6 protein-coding genes are annotated in these 11,794 nt (G+C 67.5%); 3 read left to right on the plus strand and 3 right to left on the minus strand.

All coding sequences use genetic code 11. The features are described 5' to 3' along the window. Positions 1-164: 164 nt before the first annotated feature. Positions 165-2,861, plus strand: coding sequence for a phosphoenolpyruvate carboxylase (gene ppc / locus A5892_RS11390; protein ID WP_064122902.1), 2,697 nt, complete (start codon positions 165-167; stop codon positions 2,859-2,861). 150 nt (positions 2,862-3,011) lie between these two features. Then, the gene (locus tag A5892_RS11395; RefSeq protein ID WP_064122903.1) at positions 3,012-4,307 is read left to right on the plus strand and encodes a PQQ-dependent sugar dehydrogenase; all 1,296 of its coding nucleotides are present in this window, start codon (positions 3,012-3,014) and stop codon (positions 4,305-4,307) included. 29 nt (positions 4,308-4,336) lie between these two features. On the opposite strand, the gene A5892_RS11400 is transcribed toward A5892_RS11395, so the two are convergent. Then, a complete protein-coding gene (locus A5892_RS11400) occupies positions 4,337-6,319 on the minus strand; it encodes a DNA topoisomerase 3 (protein WP_064122904.1) in 1,983 nt (660 codons plus the stop codon). Positions 6,320-6,391: 72 nt separating this feature from the next. Beyond that, positions 6,392-8,287 (minus strand): hypothetical protein, encoded by a 1,896-nt coding sequence (locus tag A5892_RS11405; protein WP_064122905.1) that lies wholly within the window; start codon positions 8,285-8,287, stop codon positions 6,392-6,394. Between the two features lie 163 nt (positions 8,288-8,450). Between A5892_RS11405 and A5892_RS11410 the strand changes: the two genes are divergently transcribed. Then, positions 8,451-10,262 carry an SEC-C domain-containing protein gene (locus tag A5892_RS11410; RefSeq protein WP_064122906.1) on the plus strand — a complete coding sequence of 604 codons (1,812 nt, stop codon included), beginning with the start codon at positions 8,451-8,453 and terminating at the stop codon, positions 10,260-10,262. Between the two features lie 104 nt (positions 10,263-10,366). On the opposite strand, the gene A5892_RS11415 is transcribed toward A5892_RS11410, so the two are convergent. Further along, positions 10,367-11,731, minus strand: a complete 1,365-nt coding sequence (locus A5892_RS11415; RefSeq protein WP_064122907.1) for an AmpG family muropeptide MFS transporter — start codon at positions 11,729-11,731, stop codon at positions 10,367-10,369. Positions 11,732-11,794 lie beyond the last annotated feature (63 nt).

Genomic DNA, 11,794 nt, shown 5'->3' on the forward strand with positions numbered 1-11,794 from the left:
CATGAAATTCCCCTTTTTGTCTTTGTTTACGTAATCATGCGCTGTCGATGTTTGCTGTTCCGGTATCGCCCGGGTAGCTTACATCGATGGAGCGCAACGGGCGGGCGGTCGTCTCGCCCCCCAACGCTCCTTTGGAATCTAAAGGATACCCATGGAGACCGTCGATGCGTCACACCCTGCCCGTCGCCACAGAAGGCAATGACCTCAACGAATCGTTGCGAGAGAACGTACGCATTCTTGGCGATATCCTGGGGCGGACCATCACCTCGGATCTCGGCGAGCCTTTCCTCGAGCGCATCGAACGCATCCGCGCTCTGGCCAAACAGGGTCGCAACGACAGCAGTGATAGCAGTGACAGCGGCGAGAGCCCAAAGGCGCTGATCGACTACTTAGGCTCGCTGCCCGACGAGGACCTGCTGCCGGTCACTCGCGCCTTCAACCAGTTTCTCAACTTCGCCAACATCGCCGAACAGCACCACCGTGCCAGCGTGCGGCGGGTTGAGGACTATCGGCCCAACCTGCAACCAGAGGACCTGGGACGGCTTTTCGAGCGGGTCATCGACGACGGCGTCGACGCCGGCACCCTGCGCGAGACGCTCACGTCCATGCGCGTCGAGCTGGTGCTCACCGCTCATCCCACCGAAGTGGTGCGGCGCACCTTGATCCAGAAGTACGACATGATCGACGACTGCCTCGCTGAGCTCGAAGCCACCCGGGGCTACCCGGAGCGGCGCGAGCGGCTGCTCGAGCGCTTGGCCGAGCTGATCAGCCAGGCCTGGCACACCGACGAGATTCGCCGGGTGCGCCCGACTCCCGTCGATGAGGCGCGCTGGGGGTTCGCTGTGATCGAGAACTCGCTGTGGCAAGCGCTGCCCGAGTTCTATCGTGATCTCGACCAGCGCTTGCTGGCGATCGGCGAACAGCGGCTGCCGCTCGATGCATCACCCTTGCGCTTCGCCTCCTGGATGGGGGGAGATCGTGACGGCAACCCCAATGTCACCGCGAAAGTCACCGAAGAGGTGCTGCTGCTCGCCCGCTGGATGGCGGCGGATCTCTACCTGCGCGATCTCGAGGCGCTGCGGGTGGAGCTCTCGATGTGGCAGGCCAGCGACGAGCTCAAGGCCGAGGTCGGTGATGTCGACGAACCCTATCGCGCGCTGATCAAGCAGCTGATCAAGCGGCTGCAGGCTACTCGCGAGGCGCTGCGTGCGCGGCTCGACGGCGAGCGCTCGAATACCGAGGTGGCGCTGATCGAGACCGGTGAACAGCTGCTTGTCCCGCTGAAGCTCTGCTATCGCTCGCTGCTCGAGTGCGGCATGCAGAGCATCGCCAACGGTGCGCTGCTCGATACCCTGCGTCGGATCGCCTGCTTCGGTGTGACCCTGACCAAGCTCGATATCCGCCAGGAGTCCGAACGCCACACCCAGGTGATGGTGGAGCTGGTCGAGGAGCTGTTCGGTGAAGACTACTCGACCTGGGACGAGGCGCGTCGGCAGCAGTTCCTGGTCCGCGAGCTGGAGTCCAAACGTCCGCTGCTGCCGCGCGACTGGCACGGCTCGGATCAGGTTCGCGAGGTGCTCGATACCTTCCGGGTGATCGCCGCGTCGCGTGCCGAAGCCTTGGGCAGCTACGTGATCTCGATGGCAGGGCAGGCCTCGGACGTGCTCACCGTGGCCTTGCTGATGAAGGAGGCCGGCGGCCCCAGGCTTCCGATCTCGCCGCTGTTCGAAACCCTCGACGACCTCGACCGCTCGGGCCCGGTGATCGAGCGGCTGCTCGATATTCCGGTCTACCGCCGGCTGATCGGCGATCGCCAGGAGGTGATGATCGGCTATTCCGATTCGGCCAAGGACGCCGGGCAGCTCGCCGCTGCCTGGGCGCAGTATCGCGCCCAGGAGGCGCTGGTGCGGATCTGCCAGCGCCAAGGGGTGGCGCTGACGCTGTTCCACGGCCGCGGTGGCACCGTTGGCCGCGGCGGCGGGCCGGTGCACGCGGCGATCCTCTCCCAGCCGCCCGGTTCGGTAAGTGGCAGTCTCAGGGTCACCGAGCAAGGCGAGATGATCCGCTTCAAGTTCGGCCAGCCCGACATCGCCTCTCGCAACATGGAGATCTACGTCGGTGCGGTGCTCGAGGCCACGCTCGCACCGCCGCCTGCGCCGCGACCGGAGTGGCGCGAGGAGATGGACCGGCTGGCCGAGATCGCCCACCGGGTCTACGTCGGCGTGGTGCGTGAGAATGCCGATTTCGTTCCTTACTTCCGCGCGCTGACGCCCGAGGGCGCGTTGGGGCGGCTGCCGCTCGGCTCACGTCCGGCCAAGCGCCGCCAGGAAGGCGGGGTTGAGACCCTGCGGGCGATTCCATGGATCTTCGCCTGGACCCAGACCCGGCTGATGCTGCCGGCCTGGCTCGGCAGTGACGAAGCCTTCGCCATGCGACTCGCCGATCCCGAAGGGCGTCGCCGGATCGAGGAGATGCGTCGCGACTGGCCGTTCTTCGGCACCTATCTCGACCTGCTCGAGATGCTGCTGGCCAAGTCCGACGCCTCGCTCACCGCCTACTACGAGCAGCGGCTGGTCGATGCCCCTGAGCTGCGCGTGCTTGGCGCTACGCTGCGCGAGCGGTTGGGCCGGCTGATCGACCAACTGCTCGAGATCAGCGGCCAGCGCGTGTTGCTCGAGCATTCGCCGTTGATCCGTCAGGCCATCGCGGTACGCAATCCCTACATCGACCCGCTGCATGGTCTCCAGGCCGAGCTGCTGCGGCGCTCGCGCGATGCCGAGCAGAGCATCTCCCCGGTGCTCGAGCGCGCGCTGATGGTCACCATGGCCGGGATCGCCGCGGGGCTGCGCAACACTGGCTGAGGCGAGGGCTTCTTCATCGTCGAAACGAACGCCGGTCATGCACCGGCGTTATTGTTTTCCCGCCAGGGGCCAAAGGGGCACCAGGCGCTCGCGAGCAGGATGAGTCGACTACGCTGAAAGGTGGATCGTTCAGTCGACAAGGAGAGTCCGATGCGCCGAATCATGCTGTTGCTGGTCCTACCGCTCGCTGCCTGCGGCGATACCGCCCGGCATACGGTCGAGGAGGGAAGCGGTCCCAATCCGGTTCTGCCCGAGGAGCGCCGTGAATGGTTCCCGACCCTCAACGTCGCCGAGGCGATCGGTTGGCCCGACGGCGCGCTGCCCGCGGCGGCCGAGGGGCTCGCCGTGAATGCCTACGCACAGGGGCTCGATCATCCCCGCTGGCTCTATCTGCTGCCCAATGGCGACGTGCTGGTGGCCGAGAGCAACGCCCCCGCCGACAGCGGCGTCTCGAGTCTCAAGAACTGGGTCGCTGGGCTTTTCAAGTCGAAGGCCGGCGCCGGTGCCGAGAGCGCCGATCGGATAACGCTGCTACGCGATGGGGATGGCGACGGCGTCGCCGAGCAGCGCCACGTGCTGCTCGATGAGCTCCATTCGCCTTTCGGCATGGCGCTGGTCGGGGAGTGGCTCTACGTGGCCAACGCGGATGCGCTGGTGAGGGTGCCCTACCGAGAGGGTGACACGCGGATCGATTCGACGCCCGAAGTGGTGACCGAGCTGCCCAGCGAGATCAATCACCACTGGACCAAGAACGTGATCGCAAGCCCGGATGGCGAGCACCTCTACGTCACCGTCGGCTCGAACAGCAACGTGGGCGAGAACGGCCTCGACCAGGAAGAAGGTCGCGCGGCGATCTGGGAAGTCGACATCGCGAGCGGCGACAAGCGGCTCTTCGCCACCGGCCTGCGCAACCCCAATGGCATGGATTGGGAGCCTGAGAGCGGCGCCCTGTGGACGGTAGTCAACGAGCGCGATGAGCTGGGCAGCGACCTGGTGCCCGATTACGCCACCGAGGTGGTCGACGGTGCCTTCTATGGCTGGCCGTACAGCTACTTCGGCCAGCACGTCGACGCGCGGGTCTCGCCCCAGCAACCCGAGCTGGTCGCCACCGCTCGGGTGCCGGACTATGCCCTCGGCCCGCACACGGCCTCGCTCGGGTTGGCCTTCGCTCGCAACCCCGCGCTGCCGGAGCGCTTCCAGCAAGGCATGTTCATCGGCCAGCACGGCTCCTGGAACCGCAAGCCGCACAGTGGCTATCGGGTAGTGTTCATACCCTTCGCCGAAGGGCGGCCCGCCGGTGACCCGGTCGAGGTGCTGGGCGGCTTTCTCGATGACCAGGATCGTGCCCAGGGGCGCCCGGTCGGGGTGATCCAGGGGGCGGATCGTTCATTGCTGGTCGCCGACGACGTCGGCAACGCCATCTGGCGGGTCAGTCAGGCCCAGTAGCCGCGCCTGCCCGGCCGAGCGCGAGGCGTTCAGCCGGGCTTGGCGGCACTGGCGCGCCGCCGGCGAGGTGCGGTGCGCTTGTGCTTGCCGGTGCTCTTGGCGCTGCCTTTGCCGCCACGTCGCTGCTTGGCCTCGGGGAGCGCGAGGGTGGCGCTCTGCGCCAGCGCGGCGCGCATGCGGGCTACGTCGGCCTCGCCGAGCAACTCGCGCAGCTCGGTGATCAGCATCTCCATGAACGGCGCCGAACGGCGCCGACCCTCGCAGATCAGGCTCAGCTCCTGCTCCCATAGCGCGGTACGCTCCGGTCGCGTCGCGCTCTCCGGCAGGGCATCGACCAGCGCTCGGCCCGCCCGGGTGGCGCGCAGCGCGCCTTGGGCGCGTACCACCAGGGCGCGCTTGATCAGCGTCTCGATGATTCCCGCGCGGGTCGCTTCGGTGCCGAGCCCATCGGTCTCGCGCAGCGTGCGGCGCACCTCGGGATCCTCCACGTAGCGGGCAACGTGGGTCATCGCGTTGAGCAGGCTGGCATCGTTGAACGGTGCCGGTGGCTGGGTCATCCGGTCGTCGATGCCGTGGTCGGTCACCTGGGCGGCCTCGCCTTGACGCAGGGGGGGCAGCGGCGGGCTCTCCGCCTGGACGGTGAACAGCGGTTTCCAGCCTTCGACCTTGATCTCGCGGCCCTGGGCGAGAAACGGCTCTGCGGGCCGCGCGTGATCGAGCGGCGCCTCGAACAGTGCCTTGACCTCGAGATACTCATGGTCGGGATAGAACTGAGCCAGGACGTTGCGCACCACCAGCCGATAGACCGATGTCTGCGCAGGCGATAGCCGGCTCCATTGCGGCGCGCGTCCGGTGGGTGCCAGGGCATGGTGGGCGGTGATCTTGCCATCGTCGAACGCCTTGCCGCGCAGGCGCATGTCGGCGCCGCCGAGCCACTGGGCGAGGGTGGCGTCGCCGCGACAGGCGGCATCGAGCGTGGCTGCGGCGGTGTCGAGGAAGTTGACCGGCAGGTGGCGGCAGTCGGAGCGTGGATAGGTGATCAGCTGGTGACGTTCGTAGAGCGCCTGGGCCGCATCGAGCACCTGTTGTGCCGAGAGCTTGTGGCGACGTGCGGCGTCGACCTGCAGCGTGGACAGCGAGTAGGGCATCGGTGCGCGCTGGCGCTTGGGCTTGCGTTCCAGTTGGGCGAGACGCGCCGCCGCCCCAGGCAGGGTCGCGGCGAAGTCCTCGGCGATCTCGCGGGCGAGCAGCCGGCCCTCTTCGTCGATGCGCTTCTCGGCCTGCAGGCGCTCGCGCTCGAGCGGCTGCCACCAGGCTCGGGTGACGCCTCCCTGGGTGCGGAAATCGGCCCACAGCACATGAAAGGGCACCGGCACGAAGGCCTCGATCGCCGCATCGCGCCTGGCGATCAGGCCGAGGACCGGTGTCTGCACCCGGCCGACCGAGAGCACGCCGTCGTGGCCGGCGCGCTTGCCGATCAGCGTCCAGGCGCGCGACAGGTTGATGCCATAGAGCCAGTCGGCGCGAGAGCGGCTCTGGGCCGCTTCGAACAGCGCGTCGAACTCGGCGTTGTCGCGCATCGCGCCGAGCGCCTTGCGCACCGCGGACTCGTTCATGTCGTTGATCAGCAGCCGTTTCACCGGACCGCGCCAGCCAAGGTAGTCGAGGGTCTCCTGCACCAGCAGCTGGCCCTCGCGGTCGGGGTCGCCGGCGTGGACGACCTCGCTGGCACTCTTGATCAAGCGCTTGAGCACCGCGAGCTGGGCCCGGCTCTTGGGGCGCGGCATCAGCTGCCAGGTAGCCGGAATGATCGGCAGGTGGTCGAGCGCCCAATGCTTGTAGCGCGGGTCATAGGCATCGGGGGGTGCCTGTTCGAGCAGATGGCCGAAGCACCAACTGATGACCAGGCCCTGGGCCGCCAGATGGCCTTCACGGTTGTCGAAGCGATACTGTGGGCAGGCGGCGGCGATGGCGCGGGCGAGGCTCGGTTTCTCAGCGATGATCAGGCGCATGAAGGGCGGGATCCGATGATATGGGCTTATGTACAGTATACGGCCGGCGCGTGCGCCCGTCTCGCCGGCATTTCAGCGGTCGAACGCCTGACGCGCCATGACCAACGCACGGTACCAGTGACGCGGCGTACGGCCGATCGGCGGCATTCGGTGGCTGAGGAAGCTGACCGGGCTGCGGCTCGACTGCTCGTACTTCGAGAGCATCTCCAGGGTGCCCTGGCGGGCGCCGTACTGGCGATGGAGGAACTCGATCGCCGCCGGTTCGAGTTCGACCTGGTAGTGGCGCACCAGCGCGAGCGCGAGCGACTCGGCGCTGCGCGACAGATCGTCGTCGACCTCCTTGACCATCGCGGCGCCCAGCGCGGCCTTGGTGGCGGCCGAGTAGCCGGGCTCGAGGCTGGTGAAATCGGCGGCATTGGTCGAGTTGATCGCCCGCTGCACCTCGGGGCGAGAGAGGTGGATATGGGGCTCCAGCGCCAGCGCGATCTCGATCGCCAAGCGCTTGGCGCTGTCGGTATCGACGCTCAACGCCGCCTGCGGGGTCTCGTGGGGCAGCCGTGCGCGCAGGCTGGGGCGTGCGTGCAACTGCCTGATCAGGCGAGCGAGCTGGGCGCAGATCTGGGTCTTTGCGTGGTCGTCGAGGACGATCACACTCTCGCGGATGCGCAGTCCACGTCGCCCCGGGCCGAGGCGCAGGCGGGTTTCCTGGTCGGAGCTGCGTGAGGAGATCCGCTCCCAGCGCTGGCTGGCACGTAGCAGCGTGGCATGGTGGCGACCGACCTCGTCGTAGCCGTCGCGCATATGACGGAACAGGCGCATGGCATTGGCGAGCACGTCGGCCTGCTCGCGCAGCGCGGCGCGGTCGGCTTGGGGTTCAGCGGCGAGTTTGGTGACGCGCGCCGCGAGATCCTCGATCGCCTCGCGGGAACGTTCGAGCAGCACCTCGGCGCGCAGCCCCGAGGCGGCATCCTCGACCAGGGTGTCGGACGCTTCGGCGAGATAGACCGTCAGCGCCTTGAGCCGGGAGAGGCCGAGCGCTTGGCTGATCCGGTAACGGGCCCTGGCCTGCTCCAGGGCATCCAATGCCTGGGCCAGCCGCCAGCGGCCGCGGTATTCGAACACCAGCATTGGGATCTCGCGGCCGTTGATCAGCTCGAAGGCAAGGGTCAGCATCTCCTCGACGTCGGCGAGCGTCATCAGCAGCTCGTCATCCTGCTCGATCGCAGCCAGCACCCGCTCGATGAAGTTCTCGCCGCGGGGCACCCCGCTGTCCAGATCCGGCGTGCGGCCGTAGAAGCGCTCGCGCAGCAGTGCCGCGGCTTCGGGGGCCAGCTCGCCGAGCTCGGTGAGCTGCGGCTCGATGTGGCCGGAGTGGGCAGCGATCAGGTCGTTGATCCGTGACTTGAGCCCGATGCGCCGGTAAGTGTCGATGTCGGCCAGCGCCCGTGCGCTCTCGGTGTCCCCGATCAGCTCGCGCACCGCGAGTTCGATGCCGTCGGAGGAGAGATCCTGCTTGCGCAGCAGCATCATTGCCGCCTCGCGCCGGCGGGCATCCCCCTCCAGCCGCTCGACCTCGAGATCGCGGGTCATCATGATCAGCTCGGGCAGGGCATCTATGACCCGGGTGATCTGACGTTCGACCTTGCGGTAGCGTCCGGTGTGACGGTAGTTGTTGACTATGGTGGTGAGGATCCCGGCGACGCTGGTGACCACCGCGAAGAAGATGAAGAACAGCAGGTTGCCCACGGTCGGCAGATGACCATAGCCGATGTAGTAGCCGCCGATCGCACCGATGAAGGTCACCGGACCGCCGATCCACAGCAGGTTGAGCAGGCTCGAGCTCCAGGGTACCTTCTCCACCGCCTGGCTGATCCGGCGAATGCGATCGCGCCCTTCGCGCTCCAGGCGCACCCGTGGCGTATCCTCGGCCATGCGCGCGCGTGGCGTGCGTTTGAACGGCAGTGACATCGCGAGAGTCCAACGGCAGGGCCGAGTCGGTAAAGCCTCGGCATGAACAGACGCGCACGTTACCATTGCGACCAATGCGCCCGCTACCGCCATGGTTTGACTCCTCTAGGTGCGAGGAGGAAGGTGGGGCTTGGCGCGATCCAACAGCCGATGGGAGGGTGCCATGCTTGCCGCCTGGGTGGATCATCTGCTCGGCTACGCCTCCGGCGCGCTGAGTGCGGTACGCCGCGACGAGCGCTATCCGAGCCTGATGCGCTGGGCCCGGCGCGAGGGTGCCGAGCTGCTCGGCGGCGATCTTGCGCTGGCCCAGGCGCTGGCGCCGCCGCTTTGGAACCAGACCCCGCTGCTGCGCCTCGACTTCGCCTGCGAGCCGCTGGCGCCTCCGGCGCTGGACGAGCCCTGTTGGTGCGACAGTGGCCACCCTTATCGCCGATGCTGTGCGACGGTGGCGTTTCCGGGAGGCGTTCCCGCTCATTTGATGTGGATGCTGTCGCTGTGCCAGTGGCGCGGACCTCGCCTGCGCGCCGCGCTCGAGCGCGAGCTGGCCCCGGACCAGGCACTGCTCGAGGCGGGGGTGATCGCCGCCGAGAGCGGCCAGCTCGGACGCGCCCAGCTGCTGCTCGAAGCGCTCTTCGCCCGCGCCGATAACGTTCCGGCACCGGTGCAGTCCGAGTACGCTTTCGAGCGTCTCGCCGAGCTCTATCAAGAGCGTGGCTTTCACCGCAAGCAGGCTGCGCTGATCGACTCGGCCCTGGGCCACGGGCCTGCCTTCCTGCGCGGCGCGGCGCTCGAGCGATTGGTGCTTGCCCATCTCGAGAGCGACGACCTGGAAAGCGCGCGCGATGCCTTCATGCGCGCGCTGCGCACGATTCCCGATGCGCCGGTGCTGGCCTATCTCGAAACCATGCTGCTATTGCAGGAAGGCCAGCAGGAGAAGGCGCGCCAGCGGGCTGATTTCTGGTATCGGCGACTGCTGCGCAGCAGCGATGTGGACCCGGCTGAGCTGGGCTTCGTTCACGAACTCGCGGTCGATCCGGCCGGGACGCTTGCCGAGGAGCTGATCAGCTCGGATGAGGAGCTGGCGCTGCCGCTGTCGCGACTGAGGAGCACGCTGGCGCGGCTGCCCTCGGCACTGCCGCCGACCCTGGTGGCCAACCAGGCCGGGCGGCTCGAGTACCTGCCAAGCAAGCTCGATGGCGCCTACTACACGGCGTGGTCATCGCAGCTGGGCCCCGCTGATCCGGAGCAGGACGGGATCAATGATCTGTGGCACAACGCTTCGGACTGGCTGCTGGCGCTCAGCGAGCATCCTGAATGGCTGAGCTCCCCGCTGGTGCTGCAGGAGCTGGCGATGGCGCTCTCCAGCCGCTTCGGCAGCCTGCCCTGGATGGTCGAGCCGTTCTTCGCGCCGCTGGCCAAGCGTCTGGAAAGCTGGCTCGGGGGGATCGAAAGGCAGGGTCGGCAGTTCCTCTGGGAGGAGGGCGACAACCAGGCGATCTATCTGTTCGGTCTGTCGCTGGTGGTCGGTATGGAGCGCGGTGACCGGCAGCGTTCGCGGCGGATCGCCGAGCGGCTGCTCAAGCTCGACGGTGAGGATAATCTCGGGCTGCGGGAATTGGTGCTAGAGCAGCTTCTGCGCGAAGGGCGCGATCTCGATGCGCTGGCGCTGACCGAGACCAGCGACGCTGAAAGCGCCGATTGGCTTGGCCTCTATCTGGGGCGCGCGCTGGCGCTCTACCGGCTGGGCCGGCAGGCCGAAGCGGCGGAGCTGATTCGTCGAGTGCAGCGGGCCAACCGCCACATGATCAACCTGATGCTCCAGTCGCGCCCCCGGCCCGAGAGCTTCGATCAGGCACTGGCGCGCCCGGGATCGCGCGCGCAGGCCTGGCAGTACCGGGTGCTGCTGCGTGAGCGCTGGATGGAGACACCGGGGGCGATCGCCTGGCTCAGGCAGTTCGTCCAGCCGCGTGGCTGACCCTTGCTATCCGAGCCCGCCGTCGAAACCCAAATCATGCGGAGCTTCGACTCGCCGTTGGCCCTTGGCCAGTGGCGAGTCGAAAAAGCACGTCGAAATAGCCTCTAAGACGTCGAGGCAGGCTCGCTGAATCTTCGATCCCGCGCGATCCAGGCCGCGAGTGCCACCGCGGGGAGCCCGAGCAGCGAGACGTAGACGAAGAAGCTCGGATAGCCGATCGCCTCGACCAGCGCCCCTGAGAAGCCACCGATGAACTTGCCCGGCAGGGTCATGATCGAGGAGAACAGCGCGTACTGGGTGGCGGTATAGGCACGAGAGGTGAGCCCGGAAAGAAAGGCGATGAAAATCGCGCTGGCCATGCCGTTGGTCAGGTTGTCGCCGGTGATGGTCACCACCAGCATCCATAGATTGGCGCCGGAGAGCGCCAGCTGGGCAAACAATAGATTGGTCGCAGCGACCAAGGCCGCTGCGATCCACAGCAGCGGACGTACTCCGTAGCGGGCGGCGAGCAGGCCACCGAGCACGCCGCCGAGCAAGGTCATGGCGAGGCCGAAGAGCCCGGTCACCTCGCCGATCCGCTGGGCCGAGAAGCCGAGATCGACGTAGAGCGGATTGGCCATCGCGGCCATCGACAGGTCGCTGATTCGAAACAGGCCGATGAATACCAGTAGCGCCAGGGCGTACCAGCCGAAGCGAGTGAAGAAGTCGGTGAACGGGCAGATGATCGCGCCGACGCACCAGGCGCCGGCTCGCTTCAGCGTGCGCGGCCAGCCACGGGTGCGACGCAGGAAGGCGCGCACCTTGGGTTCACGGGCAAGCTGCGCGGCCAGCGGCGGGCGTGGTGGCTCGGGGCGCAGCAGTACGGTGAGCATGCCGACCACGGCGAGCCCCGCCATGCCCAGGTAGGCGATCGACCAGGAGTAGTTGCCGGCCAGCGCCAGTGCGCCGGCTCCCGCGGCGAGCAGCCCGCCGCGATAGCCGATGATGTAGACCGAGGACATCGCCGCCTGCAGGCTCTCCTCGGCCGATTCGATCCTGAAGGCATCGACCACGATGTCCTGGGTCGCCGCGCCGAAGGCGACCATCAGCGCCAGCCAGGCGATCAGCAGCAGGTGGTGTGCGGGCTCGACCAGTGCCATGCCGACCAGGCCGAGCAGGATCAGCGCTTGGGCGGCGAGCATCCAGCCTCGTCGGTGGCCGAGCAGGCGGCACAGCAGCGGCAGCGGCAGCCGGTCGACCACCGGCGCCCAGAAGAACTTGATCGAATAGAGGATGCCGATCCACGAAAAGTAGCCGATCGTCGCCACCTCGACTCCCGACATGCGCAGCCTCGCGCCGAGCGTCGAGAACACCAGCAGGAAAGGAAGGCCGGCCGAAAAGCCGAGGAACAGCATGGTCAGCACTTCGGGGCGGCGATAGACCGCAAGCGTTTGGCGCCAGGATCTGCGCGACATAGGCGTGACGGGCATCGATCGGTCTCGGCGGGCCGCGGTGTCGCGACGCGCAGCGGCGAAACGGAACGAGCCGCCCTC

This window comes from Halotalea alkalilenta (assembly GCF_001648175.1).
Lineage (GTDB): Bacteria > Pseudomonadota > Gammaproteobacteria > Pseudomonadales > Halomonadaceae > Halotalea > Halotalea alkalilenta_A.